16 protein-coding genes are annotated in these 16,697 nt (G+C 67.0%); 6 read left to right on the top strand and 10 right to left on the bottom strand.

From position 1 onward, the window contains the following. Positions 1-56: 56 nt before the first annotated feature. The gene (locus FM101_RS12505; protein ID WP_087000158.1) at positions 57-623 is read right to left on the bottom strand and encodes a histidine phosphatase family protein; all 567 of its coding nucleotides are present in this window, start codon (positions 621-623) and stop codon (positions 57-59) included. A gap of 158 nt (positions 624-781) precedes the next feature. Between FM101_RS12505 and FM101_RS12500 the strand changes: the two genes are divergently transcribed. Continuing rightward, positions 782-2,137, top strand: a complete 1,356-nt coding sequence (locus FM101_RS12500; protein WP_087000156.1) for an O-acetylhomoserine aminocarboxypropyltransferase/cysteine synthase family protein — start codon at positions 782-784, stop codon at positions 2,135-2,137. Further along, positions 2,134-2,634: a CoA-binding protein gene (locus FM101_RS12495; protein WP_087000155.1), complete on the top strand. Its 501-nt coding sequence runs from the start codon at positions 2,134-2,136 to the stop codon at positions 2,632-2,634. The genes FM101_RS12500 and FM101_RS12495 overlap by 4 nt, the downstream gene beginning before the upstream one ends. A 54-nt stretch (positions 2,635-2,688) precedes the next feature. Here FM101_RS12495 and FM101_RS12490 read toward each other — a convergent pair whose 3' ends face one another. Further along, positions 2,689-3,486: a carbon-nitrogen hydrolase family protein gene (locus FM101_RS12490; RefSeq protein ID WP_087000153.1), complete on the bottom strand. Its 798-nt coding sequence runs from the start codon at positions 3,484-3,486 to the stop codon at positions 2,689-2,691. A 93-nt stretch (positions 3,487-3,579) separates the two neighbouring features. Here FM101_RS12490 and FM101_RS12485 point away from each other — a divergent pair, with 93 nt between their 5' ends. After that, positions 3,580-5,190, top strand: coding sequence for a DHA2 family efflux MFS transporter permease subunit (locus FM101_RS12485; RefSeq protein WP_281255519.1), 1,611 nt, complete (start codon positions 3,580-3,582; stop codon positions 5,188-5,190). Positions 5,191-5,199: 9 nt separating this feature from the next. Beyond that, the gene (locus tag FM101_RS12480; RefSeq protein WP_087000149.1) at positions 5,200-6,783 is read left to right on the top strand and encodes an FAD-dependent monooxygenase; all 1,584 of its coding nucleotides are present in this window, start codon (positions 5,200-5,202) and stop codon (positions 6,781-6,783) included. Here the strand turns inward: FM101_RS12480 and FM101_RS12475 are convergent. From FM101_RS12475 to bioB, 6 genes are all read right to left on the bottom strand, one after another. Next, positions 6,780-8,075, bottom strand: a complete 1,296-nt coding sequence (locus FM101_RS12475) for an adenylosuccinate synthase (RefSeq protein ID WP_087000160.1) — start codon at positions 8,073-8,075, stop codon at positions 6,780-6,782. The two genes, FM101_RS12480 and FM101_RS12475, sit on opposite strands and share 4 nt — an antisense overlap. 189 nt (positions 8,076-8,264) lie before the next feature. Then, complete coding sequence (gene bioD, locus FM101_RS12470; RefSeq protein ID WP_087000147.1) at positions 8,265-8,972, bottom strand: dethiobiotin synthase; 708 nt, start codon at positions 8,970-8,972, stop codon at positions 8,265-8,267. Further along, a complete protein-coding gene (locus FM101_RS12465; protein ID WP_087000145.1) occupies positions 8,969-10,063 on the bottom strand; it encodes a cytochrome P450 in 1,095 nt (364 codons plus the stop codon). Before FM101_RS12465 ends, bioD begins: the two co-directional genes overlap by 4 nt. Beyond that, a complete protein-coding gene (locus FM101_RS12460) occupies positions 10,060-11,256 on the bottom strand; it encodes an aminotransferase class I/II-fold pyridoxal phosphate-dependent enzyme (RefSeq protein ID WP_087000143.1) in 1,197 nt (398 codons plus the stop codon). Before FM101_RS12460 ends, FM101_RS12465 begins: the two co-directional genes overlap by 4 nt. Further along, positions 11,253-12,629 (bottom strand): adenosylmethionine--8-amino-7-oxononanoate transaminase, encoded by a 1,377-nt coding sequence (gene bioA, locus FM101_RS12455; protein ID WP_087000141.1) that lies wholly within the window; start codon positions 12,627-12,629, stop codon positions 11,253-11,255. The genes FM101_RS12460 and bioA overlap by 4 nt, the downstream gene beginning before the upstream one ends. After that, the gene (bioB, locus tag FM101_RS12450) at positions 12,626-13,744 is read right to left on the bottom strand and encodes a biotin synthase BioB (RefSeq protein WP_087000139.1); all 1,119 of its coding nucleotides are present in this window, start codon (positions 13,742-13,744) and stop codon (positions 12,626-12,628) included. Before bioB ends, bioA begins: the two co-directional genes overlap by 4 nt. 118 nt (positions 13,745-13,862) lie before the next feature. On the opposite strand from bioB, the gene FM101_RS12445 reads away from it, so the two are divergent. Together FM101_RS12445 and FM101_RS12440 are read left to right on the top strand one after the other, a co-directional pair. Continuing rightward, on the top strand, positions 13,863-14,465 hold the full coding sequence (locus FM101_RS12445) for a TetR family transcriptional regulator (RefSeq protein ID WP_087000137.1): 603 nt from the start codon (positions 13,863-13,865) through the stop codon (positions 14,463-14,465). Between the two features lie 102 nt (positions 14,466-14,567). Continuing rightward, positions 14,568-15,440 (top strand): hypothetical protein, encoded by an 873-nt coding sequence (locus FM101_RS12440; protein ID WP_087000135.1) that lies wholly within the window; start codon positions 14,568-14,570, stop codon positions 15,438-15,440. A 32-nt stretch (positions 15,441-15,472) separates the two neighbouring features. Here FM101_RS12440 and FM101_RS12435 read toward each other — a convergent pair whose 3' ends face one another. Together FM101_RS12435 and FM101_RS12430 are read right to left on the bottom strand one after the other, a co-directional pair. Beyond that, positions 15,473-15,919 (bottom strand): SRPBCC family protein, encoded by a 447-nt coding sequence (locus tag FM101_RS12435; RefSeq protein WP_087000133.1) that lies wholly within the window; start codon positions 15,917-15,919, stop codon positions 15,473-15,475. A gap of 82 nt (positions 15,920-16,001) precedes the next feature. Beyond that, on the bottom strand, positions 16,002-16,628 hold the full coding sequence (locus FM101_RS12430; RefSeq protein WP_087000131.1) for a thymidine kinase: 627 nt from the start codon (positions 16,626-16,628) through the stop codon (positions 16,002-16,004). Positions 16,629-16,697 lie beyond the last annotated feature (69 nt).

Genomic DNA, 16,697 nt, shown 5'->3' with positions numbered 1-16,697 from the left:
CATTAATTCATATCGTGTCGTGGCACGAGTTCAACCAACCTACTTGGGCAGTACACCTAGTGGACGGGGGCCGAATCCCGTCTCGCCGTCGTGCGCTCGAGCTGGCAGGTATCGGTGAGCACGATCTCCCCGTTCTCCAACCGAGGATGGCTACAGTCTTGCAGGACGCTCATGACCAGGCGGATGAGGGTTCCGTGAGCGACGACCACCAGATCGGTGTCCGGGTACTCCCGGGCCAGACTGACCAACGCGGCCAGGCCCCGTTCGACGACCTCGGCTTCGGGCTCGGCGCTGAGCAATAGTTCGTCGATCTGGGGGCGCGGCATCCCGACCACTGCCCGGCCCTCCCCGTCGCCGTAGTGGCGCTCCTGGAGCCCCACGACAGGATCCACCGCCTCCAGGCCCAGCTGGGCGCCGATCAGTGCGGCAGTTTCCACCGCACGGCCCAGCGGGGAGGAGACCAGGGTGCCCCAGCCGCCGTCGTGTTCTGTCAACCGTTTTCCGGCGGCCCGGGCCTGGGCCCTGCCGGTCTCATTCAGGGGGATGTCGGTCTGCCCCTGAAGACGGCCCTCGGCGTTCCATGCGGTTTCCCCGTGGCGCACCAGCGCAATGCGTGTTCCCATACACCCATCCTATCTGGGGGTGCTGGGGCGCAGCTTATTCGGACTACACTCGATCAGCTGCCACGTGACGAAACATTCTTTGATGAAAGGTGATGATTTGTCACGATGGAAGGCATCGGGAACTTCCCGACCCCCACTTCGAAGGAGCCACCACGGAGATGTCGGAACATCGGTTTGGATTCCGTACCCGCGCCCTGCACGCCGGGGGCACCCCCGACGCCGAGCACGGCGCTCGCGCGGTACCGATCTACCAGTCCACCTCGTTCGTCTTCAAGGACACCGACGATGCGGCCAATCTGTTCGCCTTGCAGAAGTACGGGAATATCTACTCCCGGATCGGCAACCCGACCGTCGCGGCCTTCGAGGAACGCGTCGCCTCCTTGGAGGGCGGCATCGGCGCCGTGGCTACCGCCTCGGGTATGGCCGCCGAGTTCATCACCTTTGCCGCACTGACCGGTGCCGGGGACCATATCGTCGCCTCGTCGAAGCTCTATGGCGGCACCATCACCCAGCTGGACGTGACGCTGCGCCGCTTCGGCGTGGACACCACCTTTGTGGACAGCAATGAGGCCGCCGATTTCGCCGCAGCCCTCCGCCCGGAAACCAAGGCCATCTACACCGAGGTGGTCGCCAACCCCTCCGGCGACATCGCCGACCTCAAGGGTCTGGCCGCCGTCGCCCGGGAAGCGGGTATTCCGCTGGTCGTCGATTCCACCCTGACCCCGCCATATATCCTGCGCCCCATCGAACATGGTGCCGATATTGTCATCCATTCGGCCACCAAATTCCTCGGCGGGCACGGCACGACGATGGGCGGTGTCGTCGTCGAATCCGGGAGGTTCAACTGGGGCAACGGAAACTTCCCGACCCTGACCGAACCGGTGCCCTCCTACGGCAATGTCTCCTGGTGGGGGAACTTCGGCGAATACGGATTCCTGACGAAGCTACGCTCCGAACAGTTGCGCGATATTGGTCCTGCCCTCTCCGCCCAGTCGGCCTTCCAACTGCTGCAGGGGGTCGAAACACTCCCGCAGCGCATGGACGCCCATCTGGCCAATACCGCCAAGATCGCCGCCTGGCTCGAGGCCGACCCCCGCGTCACCTACGTCAACCACGCCGGGCTGCCCTCCCACCCGCAGCACGCCCGGGCCAAGGAACTGCTGCCCGACGGCGTTGGATCGGTCTTCAGCTTCGGGGTTGCCGGCGGACGCGCAGCTGGCAGCCGATTCATCGAGGCGCTGCAACTGGCCAGCCATCTGGCCAATATCGGTGACGCCCGCACGCTGGTCCTGCATCCGGGTTCGACCACGCACCAGCAGTTGAACCCCGAACAGCTGGCCGCCGCCGGAGTGCCGGAGGACCTGATCCGTCTCTCGGTGGGGCTCGAAGACGTCGAGGACATCATCTGGGATCTGGACCAGGCCCTCACGGTCTCCCAGGCAGGCTTCGAGGAACACGAAGACTCCGGCACGCCTGCGGCGCCGGTGGCCGAAGAGATCGGAGTCTTCTCATGAGCACGGCAACCACCGAACGCAGCTGGGTCGGCCCCTCGGCCCCCGAGCGGCTGAACATCCTGCGCTCCACACAGTCCATCGCGATCGTGGGAGCCTCGAACAAGACGGCACGCGCCTCCTACTTCGTGGCAACCTACCTGCTCTCCTCCACCAACTACCGGGTCTACTTCGTGAACCCGGTCCTGGACGAGATCCTAGGCCGGCCGGTCTACGCATCGTTGGCCGATTTGCCGGAGGTCCCCGATCTGGTCGAGGTGTTCCGCAAGAACGACGACCTGCCCGGTGTTCTGGATGAGGCTATTGCTGTCGGGGCGAAGACGCTGTGGCTGCAGCTCGGCGCTTGGCACGAAGAGGTCGCGACGAAGGCCGAAGCCGCGGGAATGAACGTGGTGATGGACCGCTGCGTGAAGATCGAGCACGCCCGCTTCCACGGAGGCCTCCATCTGGCCGGTTTCAACACCGGCGTCGTGTCCTCCAAACGGCAGGTCCTGGCCTAGAAACAACGACGGCGGCCCTCCCGAAGCTCGGGACGGCCGTCGACGCCGGATTCCTCAGGCGTTGATGTCGGTGCCGATCCTCCGGTTGGCCAGCACCGGCAGGAATTGGCGCACCTCCTCGACACGGCGCCGGGTGACATCGACGGTGACCAGCGCTTCGGTCTCCTCGCCGAGGAAGTCCACCGGAATGCCCAGCGGGTCCAGGATCGCCGAATGGCCGACGGTGTTCGTCGAACTCGTTCCCGCGGCGGCGACCCAGACGGTATTCTCCACCGCGCGGGCCTTGAGCAGGGTCTCCCAGTGGTCGATCTTATGGTCGCCCTTGAACCAGGCCGCGGCGACGAGGACCACGTCGGCACCGGCGAGGGCCAGCCGGCGGGCCATCTCCGGGAAACGGATGTCGTAACAGGTCATGATCCCGACCTTCAGCCCGCCGATGTCAAAGACCGGGACCGCCGAGGCGTCACCGGATTTGATGCGGTTGGATTCCTGATAGGAGAAGGCGTCATAGAGGTGGATCTTCCGGTAGGTACCCAAAATGGCACCGCTACCGTCGATGGTCACCAGCGTGTTGTAGGGCTGGGGATCTTCACTGGGCTCGTATCCCCCGGCCACGATCGCGACCCCGAATTCCGCGGCCAGCAGGGAAAGTTGCTGGACGAAGGTGCTCCAATCCCGTTCCACGGCGGTGGTCAGGTTCCCCTCGACCTTGCGGACCGTGAACATCGTTTCCTCGGGGAAAAGCACCAGTTCCGCACCCGAATCCTTGGCGCGGGCGACCAACCGGCGAACCACCTGCAGGTTCTCTGCCATATCGCCGCTGGGTGAGAGCTGTCCAACACTGATCTTCATGGTTTTCGCCTTCCGCTGTGCGTCCCTCCAGCCTACCCACGATCGACCAAAAGGTGGATGGCCTCGGTCGGTGTGACCCGTAACGTTAAAGACGTGAAGAAACCCCCACCTAATAAGTGGGCCGCCCTGGCCGTTCTGGCCGCCGGCCTATCCATGATCGTGCTCGACGGCACCATCGTCGGCGTCTCCTTACCGACGATCATTGACGACCTCGGACTGGATCTGGGTGATGCCCAATGGGTGAACAGTCTGTACTCGGTGGTGCTGGCCGCCCTGCTGCTCAGTGCCGGCCGATTGGGCGACCGGGTCGGACGACGAAAACTCTTCGTCGCCGGCGTCGTGCTGTTCATGGCGGGCAGCCTGTTCTCCGCGATGGCCGATTCCTCGTCCGCGCTCATCCTGGGCCGTGCCATCCAGGGCGTCGGCGGTGCCGCGGTCCTGCCGTCCACCCTGGCCAGCGTCAACGCCAACTTCCAGGGACGCGATCGCGCCGCAGCCTTCGGGGTCTGGGGCGCCGTGATGTCGGGGATGGCTGCCGTCGGCCCGCTGCTGGGCGGCTGGCTCTCCTCCAGCGTCGACTGGCGGTGGATCTTCCTGGTCAACCTGCCCTTCGGTCTCCTGATCCTCGTGGGGACCGTGCTCTTCGTTCCCGAAACCAGTGACACGCATTCGGCTCCGGGCTTCGACGTCGTCGGGCTGCTGCTCAGTGCCTCCGCATTCGGCCTGTTGGTCTTCGCACTGATCGAGGGCCCCACTCTGGGCTGGTGGACCCCTCAGCAACCCTTGGCTATCGGCCCCGTTTCCTGGCCCGCGGGCAGTTCTCCGGTTATTCCGCTGGCGATCGCCGGCGTCGTACTCCTCGCGGCGTTCCTGGGCTGGCAGGCACACCGCGCCAAACTGGGCCACGCCGCCCTGCTGGATTTGAAGCTCTTCAAGATCAGCACGTTCTCCTGGGGGAATACCGCTGCAGCAGCGGTCGCCGTGGGCGAATTCGGCCTGCTGCTGGTATTGCCCTTGTTCCTGGTCAACGTCTTGGAAACCGGCACCCTCGGCGCCGGCCTGATCCTGGCGGCCATGGCGTTGGGCGCCTTCGGTTCGGGAGCGGCGGCACGGCATCTGGCGGATCTGATGGGCGCGGCACGTGTGGTCATCCTCGGCCTGGCCCTGGAGGTCGCCGGCGTGCTGGTGCTGGCCATCTTCACCAGCAACAGCCTGCCCATCGGCCTCTTGGTTCCGGTGCTGGTCGTCTACGGGCTGGGGCTGGGCCTGGCTTCGGCACAGCTGACGGGCACCGTCCTGCGGGACATCCCCACCGAAGCCTCGGGCGAGGCCTCGGCCACCCAGTCCACCGTGCGTCAGATCGGCTCAGGACTCGGCTCGGCCATCGCCGGAACCATCCTGGCCGTCGCCACGGCCGCCAGCGCCGTGGGTCTGCTGCGCGATGCCGGCGCCGATGATGCGACAGCCACCAAAATGGCCTCAGGGCTCAGCGATTCCGCTGGCGGCCTGATCTCCAGCGTGAACGCCGCCAGCCCGCTGCATGATGCCCTGACCGCGGGGTTCGCCACGGGTGTGCAGTGGTCCCTCTTCGGCGCTGCGGCCTTCCTCATCCTCGGGCTGATCGCCTCGTTCCGGGTCGCCTCCGCGGCCCGGTTGACCGGCAAGGGGGCAACGGGCGCAGACGCGGGGCTCAGCCAGGAGTAGCCTGAGCCCATGGAAGCCCACCCGCGTTCCGTGGACGTCTGCGTCATCGGCGCCGGACCCACCGGTCTGATGGCCGCGAACTGGCTCGAACGCCTCGGTGTGAAGGCGGTCATCATCGACGGCAAGGCCGGCCCCACCCGGGAATCGCGGGCGCTGGGCGTCCAGGCCCGCACCATGGAGATCTACGCCCAACTAGGGGTCGTGGACCAGGTGCTGGCCGAGGCGGTACCGGCGAACGAGATGCGTCCGGGGGTCGGGCGCACCTCGTGGAGTGCGGTCCCGCTGGACCGGATCGGGAAGGGGCTGACCCCCTATCCGGGGATCACCATCCTCGAACAGCACGCCAACGAACGGATCCTGGCAGATCGACTCGTCACCCGGGGGCGGCCCGTGCGCTGGAACACCCGGGTGCTCTCCGTCCAGCAAGACGGCGACAGGGTCGACATTGACGTCGAATCCGCAGGCGAAACCCGGGAGACCCTCCGGGCCCGCTACGTCATCGCCGCCGATGGGGCTTCCTCCCCGACCCGCGGCCAGCTGGGCATCGGCTTCGACGGCCAGACCAACGCGAAGGTCTTCTACGTCATCGACGCCCAGGACGTCCATGGCACGGATTCGGGCATCAACGTGCGCCTGGCCGGAGATGACTTCCTGCTGACCTTTCCCATGTCCGACGCGACCCCGGGCGCCCGGCGGGTTAGATTGCTGGGTATCCTGCGCGATGTTCCCGACGGCCCCTCCCCGACGGCCGAATCCTCAGGTCCAGACACCGTGACCCTCGACGAGTCCCGCGCCCGGGCCGCCCTGGACACGGATTTCGGGGTGACCTACTCCCGTGCCGGGTGGTTCGCGACCTACCGGGTGCACCACCGGGTGGCCGAGGCCTTCCGCTCCGGACGGGTCTTTCTGGCCGGGGATGCCGGGCACGTGCACTCTCCCATCGGCGCCCAGGGCATGAACACCGGGCTGCAGGATGCCCATAATCTTGCGTGCAAGCTCGCAGATGTCCTGTCCGGTCGGATGCCCGAGGACTATCTCGAACGGTACGAGGCAGAACGTCGGCCGGTGGCCCTGCGGCTGGTCGCCACCACCGACCGACTCTTCGCCCGGGTCACGTCCTCCACGGCGCGGGCCCGGTTCATCCGCAGCCGCGTGATGCCACTGGTATGGCCGGTCTTGGTGCGGCTGGTGCCTCGCGGCCCTCTGGGTGCCCGGATCTTCGGCTACGTCTCCCAGCTGCGCATCCACTACTGGATGACGGAGGGGGCACGGGTCAAGGCCGAGGCGCTGCGTGGTCCTGCCCGGGCCCGACGCCGGGATCCGGTGGTGGGCCGCCGCCTGCCGTGGATCGGGGCAACGAATCCGGGCGAGGATAACCATGCGCCGCTGGCCTCGGCCCAGTGGCAGGTCCATGCCTACGGGCCAAGGGCAGCAGGCCAGGGAGCCATCACGGCGCAACAGTATGACTTCGAGTTGCACACCTTCGGTGCGTCACCGCGGCGCGGGCTACCCGACGGAACGGTGGTGGTGGTCCGCCCCGACGGTTTTGTTGCCGTGCGGCAACGGGTCGGGACGAACCGCCACGGCGCTTAGAGCGTGTCGTCGATCAGGTCGTACCGCACGATCGTCTGCTCGCGGTCGGGGCCGACACCGATGGCCGAAATCCGGGTTCCAGAGATCTTCTCCAGCGCCAGGATGTAGTTCCGCGCGTTCTCTGGCAGATCCTCCATGGTCCTGGCCTTCGTAATGTCCTCGGTCCAGCCGTCGAAGTACTCGAAGATCGGCCTCGCGTGGTGGAAGTCGGTCTGCGTCATGGGCATTTCATCGTGGCGGACCCCGTCGACGTCGTAGGCCACGCACACCGGGATTCTTTCGATGTTCGAGAGCACGTCGAGCTTGGTCACGAAATAGTCGGTGAAGCCATTGACCCGCGAAGCGTGGCGAGCCAGTACGGCGTCGTACCAGCCGCAACGGCGGGCCCGTCCGGTGTTGACTCCGAACTCGCCGCCGGTCTTTTGCAGGTACTCGCCCATCTCGTCGAAGAGCTCGGTGGGGAAAGGGCCGGCCCCGACACGGGTGGTGTAGGCCTTGATGATTCCGACCGAGCGGGTGATCCGGGTCGGGCCGATCCCCGAGCCGACGGAGGCCCCTCCTGCCGTCGGGTTCGAGGAGGTCACGAACGGGTAGGTGCCGTGGTCCACGTCCAGGAACGTGGCCTGCCCGCCTTCCATGAGCACCACCTTGCCGGCGTCGAGGGCCTCGTTGAGCACGAACGTGGAGTCGATCACCAGCGGGCGCAGCCGCTCCACGAAGCCCAGGAAGTACTCGACGATCTCGTCGACCTCGACCGAGCGGCGGTTGTAGACCTTGACCAGCAGTTCGTTCTTCTGCCGCAGGGCCCCTTCGACCTTCTGGCGCAGGATGGATTCGTCGAAGACGTCCTGGACGCGGATGCCCAGCCGGCCGATCTTGTCCATGTAGGCGGGGCCGATGCCACGCCCGGTGGTGCCGATGGCCCGTTTGCCCAGGAACCGTTCGGTGACCTTGTCCATGGTCTGGTGGTAGGGGGCCACCAGGTGGGCGTTGGCCGAGATGCGCAGTTTCGAGGTGTCGGCACCGCGGGCCTCGAGCCCGTCGATCTCCTCGAACAGGGCTTCCAGGTTCACCACGCAGCCATTGCCGATGATGGGGGTCGCGTTCTGGGAAAGGATGCCCGCGGGAAGGAGCTTCAGCTCGTACTTCTCGCCGCCGACGACGACGGTATGCCCGGCGTTGTTGCCGCCGTTGGGTTTGACCACGTAGTCGACACGGCCTCCGAGCAGGTCAGTGGCCTTGCCTTTTCCCTCGTCACCCCATTGGGCTCCGACGATCACGATTGCTGGCATGGGATCCTCCCCCTTGCGTGGGTCAGCGGCCGGCTTGCGCCGGGTTCCGGCGGTGCCGGACACAAGAACGCCCCTGTCCTCCGTACCCCGCCCAGAAATCGGGCTGGAGCGTAAGAGTGAAAGGGGCTCTTACGCATCAAGGTTACCCAAGTGCCTGCCAACATGCGACTTTTCCACATAATGGACCAGTCATGAAGCGGTGGTGGCCTCCGGGCAGAGCCAGTGGACGGCCCCGGCCCGGAACTGGGATCGCGACAATGAGCCCGCACGCTCGGGGATACGGCCGAACCACGGGGTCGAGGAGGCGGAGCAGTGATCGCGCAGGTACGCCTCGTTGCTGACATGGACGATGCCTGCCTGTTCGGGCCAGCTGCCCAGCAGCACTCCCGCCAGGTCGAGCCCGCGCGCACGGGAGGCCTCGAGGGTCAGCAGGGTGTGGTTCAGCGTGCCCAGATCGGGGCGGGCCACCAAGATCAGCTCACCATCCACTGCGGCGCACAGATCCGCCAGGGTTTCCCCGGCGGCGGTGAGTTCCACCAGCAGTCCCCCTGAACCTTCGACCAGGACGATGTCCACGCTCGAGGCCAGGTCCCGGATCGTGGCCACATGCTCGCTCAACGGCGGTAGCGCCACCCCCGCGTCCCGGGCCGCTGGCACCGGGGCCACGGGCAGGGGCAGCCGGATCCCCTCCCGGACGACGACGTCTTCCCCGGCCAGCCGGTGCACCTCGGAGATATCCGCCGGTTCAGGTCCGCTACCCGTGGCGGAGATGCCGGTCTGCACCGCCTTATAGACGCCCACACGCAGCCCCTCGTGCTGCCAGCGGGCGGCCAACGCCGCCGTGGCGACCGTTTTGCCCACACCGGTATCGGTTCCGGTGACCATCAGGATCTTCATGTTCCTCCAGCGATCTGCGCCCGGACCTGCCGGGGCGCTTGAAAGGAGAGCAGTCGCAGCCACTCGGGTTCGGGGCCGGAAGGCACCGCATCCGGCAGGGTGCTGGCCACCTCGTGGAGCACCAGTCCCGCTTCGAGTTCGGCCAGGCGGGAGCCCAGGCAGCGGTGCAATCCGTGGCCGAAGGCCAGCCCGTAGCCTGCGCCTCCGTCGGCCACCGTCTCCGGGTCGTGGTGACCGGTCAGTTCCAGCAGGATCTCGGCCCCCGCTGGTAGCTGACGGCCACCCAGCATGGCCCCCTCCACCGTTCTGCGTCGCCAGGTGGGGACCGACGATTCGGTCGCCAGCACCCGCCGGACGAGACGCTTGCTGGCCGCCAGTCCGTCGGTTCCGGCGCAATCGTCCCAGGCCCCGGGATCGGCCAGGGCGCGGTAGAGGACGGTGTTGATCAGCAACGCCGTCGTTTCCTGTCCGGCGATGACCAGGAAGTAGCCCAGCGAACAGATCTGCCGTACCCCCAGCCCCGCCGCATGCAGGACCCCGAACAGGTTCTCGCTGCCCACGCTGGCGGTGACCGCTTGCTTGAGCCAGGCATAGAATTCGGCGGCACCGTGGGCGAGTTCAACCTGGCGGCCGGTCCCGGGCCACCCCCAGAACAGTTCCAGCGAGTCACGACTCCACCGCCGCAAGGATTCCTGTGGCGGTCCGGACACCCCGATGAGCTCCCACATGATCTGCGCGGGAATCGCGCCCACGCGTTCGCCTAGATCCCCGGGAGACCCCTTCTCCAGCGTGGACCGGGCTTCGGCTGCCTGTTCGCGGGCCAGCGACGCAACCCGGTCGGCGACGGCTGCGACCTTGGCCGGGCTGAAGAACCGGGCGACGAGCTTCCTGACGCGCAGGTGTTCGTCCCCCACGGCCGAGGCCAGTACCGGCGGCAGGGCGAAGCCGACCTGGGCCAGGACGCGCAGCGCCTCCGGCCCCAGGGGTTCGACGGCGGTCAGGGCATTGGTGGGCAGGAATTCCGTGGTGCGCTCGAGGACCTCGCGCACCTGCTGCGGGTCGGTGACGGTGAAGTAGTCGGCGGTTTTCATGCAGGAACCCCGGCATGGCGTGACACGGTAGCGGCCACCGTGACCAGAGCGTCCGCCAGCTCTTCGGGGTGCTGGTTGGCCCGGGCCGTCAACCGGATGCGGGACACCCCGTCCGGGACACTGGGCGGTCTGAAGCATCCGACGGCGATCCGGGCTTCACGCAGTTCGGCCGCAATGCTGGTGGCCGTTTCGGCCGAGCCCACCCGGAGGGAGACCACCGCTCCGGCCCCGGATTCGATGACCCCGGGCTCGGCCGGGTTCCTCTGCCCCGACCGCGACCCGGCAGGCAGCAGCCGGCCCAGCGTGTCGGTCATCAGCTCGACTTGGGTCGGCACCGCCGCGGCCAGGGCTGGGTCGTTCTCCAGGATCCGCACGGCTTCGCCGGCGGCCGCCGCGCAGCCGGGGGCCAGGGCAGTATCGAAGATGAAGCTTCTGGCGGTACTGGCCAAGTGGGTGCGCAACATTCCTGCCGGCTCCCCACCGAACAGAACGGCCCCGCCGGCGGCACCGAGCGCCTTGGACAGCGTCGCGGTGACCACCACCGAGGGGTCCCCGGCCAGCGAGGCGGCCCGTACGGCCCCACCTGCGGTGCCCACACCGAGTGAATGGGCCTCGTCGACCAGCAGCAAGGCGTCGTACTGACGGCAGGCGGCGGCGAGTTCGGCCAGTGGGGCGGCGTCCCCACCGACGGAATACACGGATTCCACGACGACCACGGCCCGCGGTTGGTTGCGGCTGGCCAGCAGGTCGATGGTTTCCTGCACGCCATGATGGGAGGTCCAGGCCAGCGGGCTGCGGGCCAGTCGGGCCCCGTCGATGAGGCTGGCATGGGCCTGCTCATCCACCACCAGCAGCGTGCCGGGTCCGCCGAGCGCGCCGAGAATCCCCAGGTTGGCCAGGTAGCCGCTGGAGAAGACCAGCGCCTCGTCCCTGCCGGTCAGCCGGCAGAGCCCGCCTTCGAGTTCCCGATGCACCGGATGTGTGCCGGTGACCACGCGGCTGGCGGAGGCGCCGGTCCCGTGGCGCAGGCTCGCCCGGTGCGCCGCCTCGACCAATCGGGGGTCGCGGGCCAGGCCCAGGTAGTCGTTGGAGGCCAGATCGTAGAGCCCGGTGGCTTCGTCGGTGGCGCGGGTCAATCCACGCAGCTCGCGGACCCGGGCACGTTCCTGGAGCCACTGCTGCCACGCGCTCATGCGTGGACCTCGGCGATCGCCCCGGTCACCGCTGAGCAGAGGCGGGAGAGCTCCTCCGGCTCGGCGACGTAGGGCGGCATGAGGTAGACGAGGTTCCTGAAGGGGCGCACCCAGGCACCGGCCCGGACGGCGGCGTGGGTGAGCGCGGTGACGTCGACGGGCCGGTCCAACGCAATGACGCCAATGCCTCCCAGCACCCTGACGTCACTGACGCAGGCCAGTTCCATCGCCGGTTGCAGTCCGGTGTGCAAACCGGTCTGCAGGGCAGTAACCGCCGTCTTCCAGGCGGGGGCCCCGCCTGCGTCCGGGATGGCGAGCAGGTCCATCGAGGCGGCGGCGATGCGGCAGGCCAGCGGGTTGCCCATGAACGTCGGCCCATGCAGGATCGTGTCGGTATCGGAGGCGGCGATGACGCGGGCCACCTTCTGCCCGACCAGCAGTGCCGCCAGGGTCACGTAGCCTCCGGTCAACGCCTTGCCCACGCACATCAAATCCGGGACGACGCCGGCCCATTCGCCGGCGAAGTACTTTCCGGTGCGTCCGAAGCCGGTGGCGATCTCGTCCAGGATGAACACCAGATCCTCCTCGTCGGCGATGGCTCGCAGGATCCGCAGGACCTGCGGTGGGTAGACGTACATGCCGCCGGCACCCTGGAGCACCGGCTCCACCACGATTCCCGCCAGGGTGTCGGTCGTTTCGGCCACCTGTCGGCGGACCTGTCCCTCCCAGGCCTCGAGTGCCTCGGTGTCATAGGCCCATAGCCCGCCCTCCGCGTTCCCGGCGTCGGGTTCGAAGCGGGCCCGAGGTGGACGGGAGGCGAAGAGATGACCCGCCACCAGACCGGGGAAGGCCGAATGCATGCCATCCACCGGGTCGCAGACACCCATCGCCCCGAGGGTGTCGCCGTGGTAGCCGCCCCGCAGGGCCAGGAAACGGTGGCGGCCGGCACGGCGGCGTGCCCCCTGGTATTGCACCGCGGTCTTCAACGCCACCTCGATGCTGACCGATCCGGAATCGGCCAGGAAAACATGCTCGAGCCCGGGTGGGGCCGCCGCCCGCAGGCGTTCGGCCAGCTCCACCGCCGGGGCATGGGTGAGCCCACCGAACATGACATGGCTGTAGTCCTCGATCTGGGCGTGGGCCGCGGCGTTCAGCGTCGGATGGTTGTAGCCGTGGACTGCCGACCACCAGGAGGACATCCCATCGATCACCCGGTGGCTGCCTCCGGGGCCCGCGAGTTCCAGCTGGCTGCCGGCGGCGGAGTTGACGCAGTACAGCGCCCCGGCGTCCAGGTTCGCATAGGGGTGCCAGAGCAGGCCCGCGTCCCGTTCAAGCAACGTGGGCGCAGCAGTGCCGGTGTGGTTCTCACTCATGCGTTGGGGGCCACTTCCGTTCCGGCACCACGACGCCGGATGGTCGGGTTCGCCCCGACGTTTTCCCTACTAGCGCCCAGGACCTCGAAGCCCGCATCGGCGATCATGGCCAGATCCGCTTCGGCCTCCTGGCCTTCACTGGTGAGGTAGTCGCCCAGGAAGAGCGAGTTGGCGACCTGCAGGGCGAACGGCTGCAGGGAGCGCAAATGCATTTCGCGTCCCGCGGCCATCCTGACTTCGGAGGCCGGTGCCGCGAGCCGGACCAGGGCCAGGATGCGCAGGCATCTGAGCGGGGTCAGTTCCCAGGTCCCTTCCAACGGCGTGCCATCAAAGGGCATGAGGAAGTTCACGGGGATGGAATCGGCGTCCAGATCGCGTAGCGCGAAGACGGCCTCGACGAGCTGCTCGTCGGTTTCGCCCATGCCGACAATAAGTCCGGAGCACGGGGAGAGTCCTGCCGTTTTAGCGGCCTGAACGGTGGCGACCCGGTCGGAGAACTCGTGGGTGGTGCAGATGTCCTCATATTTGGATTCGGCGGTGTTCAGGTTGTGGTTATAGGCGTCGACCCCGGCGTCGCGCAGTTTTTCGGCCTGGCCGGATTTCAGGATTCCCAGGCAGGCGCAAACCTCCACCTCGGGGTTGCGTTCCTTGAGCTGTCCGACCATTCCTGCGACGCGGTCGACGTCGCGATTCGCCGGTCCCTTGCCACTGGCCACCATGCAGACGCGGCTGGCGCCGCCTTGGATGCCCAGTTCGGCCTGCCTGACCGCTTCATCGGCGTCGATCCAGGTGTATTTCAGGATCTGGGCGGCGGAGCCCAGCCGTTGGGAGCAGTAGGTGCAGTCCTCGGGGCACAGACCCGATTTCAGGTTCACCAGGTAGTTGACCTTGACCGTGTTCGAGAAATGACGACGGCGCAGCTCACCCGCGGCACCGACGAGCGCCAGGGTCTCCTCGTCGGGGGTGGCCAGGATGGTTGCCGCCCCCGCGGCGTCGAGCCTGCGTCCGGCGACCACCTCGTCGACGGCGCGGTGCCATCCCCCCGGAGTCCCGCTGGCTACGCACTGCCCATCGGTCGGTTCAGCACTCTGGGCCTCGGGTGTTCCTGTTGGCATTGCCACGTTGCATCTCCCTCATGAGTCATACTTGAACACCGTTCAGCGGTGCAATTGATCCAGCGTACAATAAATTGAACGGTGTTCAACAACGATGGAGACGCCGTAGACTACGGGCATGGCGTTGACTCGGGAACAGGTGGTGGGCTCCGCCGTCGGCATCCTCACCGAGTTCGGTCTGGCCGACCTGTCCATGCGTCGCCTCGCCAGGGAACTCGAGGTGCAGGTCGGCGCCCTGTACTGGCATGTGAAGAATAAGCAGGACCTGCTCGTCGATGTCGCCGCCCGCCTGCTGGGAGGGATCACGCTTCCAGTCCCAACCGGTGCCGCCTCCCCCGGCGAGGCCGCCGCATCCCGCGCGGCAATCATCGAGGTGGCCACGGCCATCCGCTCGGCCCTCCTGCCGGTGCCCGACAGCGCCGAAGTGGTGCAACTGGCCCAATCCATGCAACCGGCGGCCCTGCTCCCGCTGACCGGACTGCGTGACCTGCTCGAGACCGCCGGCATCGATCCGGCGCATTCGGCCTGGGCACAGCATCTGATCCTCAACCACATCCTGGGCTCCGTCGCCGCAGGGCAGGAATACGCCAAACTCGCGGCCCTCGCGGCCACCGACCCCTCGATCCCCGGAGGCCCCCAACTGGGCGCCGACGCCTTCGCCTGGGGTTTGGTCGTCATCCTCGACGGCGCCCTTCCGGCCCGCGAAGCGTCGAACGCATAACGAAGCAGCCGGGTGCATTGTGGGCTCGCAACTGTTTCCGTACCTTCGATGGAGGAACCCGGTTCTCCGGGTTCGGTCTCAGCACTTTCGAAGGGGTACAGCATGATCAACATCTCGCAGACCACCCGTCGCCGCGACGACGCCACAGCATCATCCGTCCCGGTACGCCGCTCGGCCGGCCCCCGCTTGCTCGCCGTTGCCGCGGTGGGACTCCTCTCCCTGACAGCCTGCAGCAATGCCAATGGCGCCGGAGAGGCCAGTACCTCGTCGAGCCCCGGCGGAGCCTCTGGCAGTTCCGAAGCACCGGCATCCGCAAGCCAGGACACGGGGGCGATCGACCCCGGTGCCGCCGACGAGGCGTGGAAGGAACAGGCCCGGAAGGCGGGCGCGAAAGACAGCGAGGTGGATGCCACCCGCTGTGTCGATGAGCTCTTGGACCAGAAGACCCTGGACGCCGTGGCCACCGCCCTGCCGGACGTCGGGGGGATGTACCTCAGCGGCCTCTACACTCACGCCGGCTGCACCTTCACCGCCAGCAATCTGGACGACGACCCTCATCAGGCATCGGCGATGGTCCAGATCCGCAGGTACTACCTCTCCAACGACGAGGAATACAAGACCCTGAACGAATCCGGCTTCCTCAAGCACGGCCAGTGCGCGGACGACGTCAAAAAGGATGAAAACGGCGTCTCCACGATCAACAAGCACGGCGTGAAGGAAAGCAACCTTCCCGGGGCCTCCGCCGCCGTGGAGCTGCAGGCCGCCTGGCACTGTTCCGAGGACGACTCCACGACCTCAGCCGTCCTCATCCACGCGGCGGAAGGCCAGGAAGACGGCTTCTCGGACCCCACGGTCCTCACCGAGCCGGACCTGGCTACCGAAATGGCCACGCATCTGTACGAAGCGGAAGCGGACTGGGCCCCGCAGATGGATGCGGCCTACGAGAAGCACTTCAAGGACAACATGGGCCAGTAGCCCCGCCGGTCCCGCCATCGGGACCACGAACCTCAGGGGGCGAGTTCCGCATACCCCTTAAAGGCAGGGAGCTGGCTTGATTCGGCATCCGCCACGGCCCGGCGGATGTCCCAACCATCTCCCGGCACCTGGGAGCTGATCACCACCTGCACCGTGAGTGTCAGCAGTGTGCCACCGGCGTCCGGGGATAGCTGATATTCGTAGATGGTGTGCACATCACCGTCACCGGTGGAGATCACCAGCTCCCGCTCCGGGGCGAAACCGGCCAAGGTATAGGTCCGCATATGCTCTCCCATCCGGACCTCCAGTTCCACGCCGAGGCCCAGCGGGGCATCCGCGTGCATCTCCGTCACACCGGTGAGCCACAGTGGTGCCGCGGTGAAGTCGGTCAGCAGGGCCCAGACGCGTTGGACGGGCAGACTGATGTGTTCGCTGGCCTGGTAGGCGGTGTTCTCGTCATTCTTCGCTGCGGTGCCCATGACTGCAGCATGCCCTGCGTGGACGCGGAAGTGAAGACCTCCAGCCGCGGCCCCCGTCTCGGCGGCCGACGTGCAGGCCGTTTCAGCTGCCCAGCCGCCCCTCCGAGGCTTCAAGGTAGCAGCTCCCGCACAGCGATTCGTACCAGACGTCCTGCCCGTCGATGGCGACCTGGTCGCCGTCAAAGACCACCGTGTCACCGATCCTCCGGGTGTTGAAGATGGCCTTGCGCCCGCACCGGCAGATCGTCTTGAGCTCTTCGAGGGTGTGCGCTAGTTCCATGAGCCGCAGCGAACCGGGGAACATCCGGGTCTTGAAGTCGGTACGGATGCCGAAGGCCAGAACCGGGACGTTCTGCCGCACGGCGATGCGGAAGAGGTCATCCACCTGATCGGCGGAGAGGAACTGGGCCTCATCAATGAGCAGACAGGCCACCGGCTGCTGGTCCACGTGTTCCAGCAGGGCATCCGGATCATCACCGGCGGCGTGGGCGTTGAACAGTTCGACGGCGGATTCCCCGGTCGGGATGAGGAAGTCGACGGTACGGCTGACGCCGAGCCGGGAGACAATCTGGTCATCGCCCTTGGTATCGACATCCGGCTTGGCCAACAGAACGCGTTGTCCACGCTCCTCGTAGTTGAAGGCAACCTGCAGCAACCCCGTGGATTTACCGGAGTTCATGGCTCCGTAGCGGAAATAGAGCTTGGCCAATGCGTTCCTTTTCGTTGCGGTGTGCGCACCGAGTCTATGCGCAAGACACAGCTCCACGGGATCTGTCGG

It is taken from the genome of Arthrobacter rhombi (genome assembly GCF_900163545.1).
In the GTDB taxonomy this organism is placed as follows: Bacteria; Actinomycetota; Actinomycetes; order Actinomycetales; family Micrococcaceae; genus Arthrobacter_H; species Arthrobacter_H rhombi_A.
Note: the sequence above shows the minus strand (reverse complement) of the source record. Positions and strands in the feature narration are given on the sequence as shown.

Bases quoted from the DNA above. Each gene is read 5' to 3' on its own strand.
- FM101_RS12440 (WP_087000135.1), top strand. From the start codon at position 14,568: ATGATCAACATCTCGCAGACCACCCGTCGCCGCGACGACGCCACAGCA.
- FM101_RS12505 (WP_087000158.1), bottom strand. From the start codon at position 623: ATGGGAACACGCATTGCGCTGGTGCGCCACGGGGAAACCGCATGGAAC.
- FM101_RS12445 (WP_087000137.1), top strand. From the start codon at position 13,863: ATGGCGTTGACTCGGGAACAGGTGGTGGGCTCCGCCGTCGGCATCCTC.
- FM101_RS12475 (WP_087000160.1), bottom strand. From the start codon at position 8,075: ATGCCAGCAATCGTGATCGTCGGAGCCCAATGGGGTGACGAGGGAAAA.
- FM101_RS12500 (WP_087000156.1), top strand. From the start codon at position 782: ATGTCGGAACATCGGTTTGGATTCCGTACCCGCGCCCTGCACGCCGGG.
- FM101_RS12460 (WP_087000143.1), bottom strand. From the start codon at position 11,256: ATGAGCGCGTGGCAGCAGTGGCTCCAGGAACGTGCCCGGGTCCGCGAG.
- FM101_RS12480 (WP_087000149.1), top strand. From the start codon at position 5,200: ATGGAAGCCCACCCGCGTTCCGTGGACGTCTGCGTCATCGGCGCCGGA.
- bioB (WP_087000139.1), bottom strand. From the start codon at position 13,744: ATGCCAACAGGAACACCCGAGGCCCAGAGTGCTGAACCGACCGATGGG.
- bioA (WP_087000141.1), bottom strand. From the start codon at position 12,629: ATGAGTGAGAACCACACCGGCACTGCTGCGCCCACGTTGCTTGAACGG.
- FM101_RS12495 (WP_087000155.1), top strand. From the start codon at position 2,134: ATGAGCACGGCAACCACCGAACGCAGCTGGGTCGGCCCCTCGGCCCCC.
- FM101_RS12490 (WP_087000153.1), bottom strand. From the start codon at position 3,486: ATGAAGATCAGTGTTGGACAGCTCTCACCCAGCGGCGATATGGCAGAG.
- bioD (WP_087000147.1), bottom strand. From the start codon at position 8,972: ATGAAGATCCTGATGGTCACCGGAACCGATACCGGTGTGGGCAAAACG.
- FM101_RS12465 (WP_087000145.1), bottom strand. From the start codon at position 10,063: ATGAAAACCGCCGACTACTTCACCGTCACCGACCCGCAGCAGGTGCGC.
- FM101_RS12435 (WP_087000133.1), bottom strand. From the start codon at position 15,919: ATGGGCACCGCAGCGAAGAATGACGAGAACACCGCCTACCAGGCCAGC.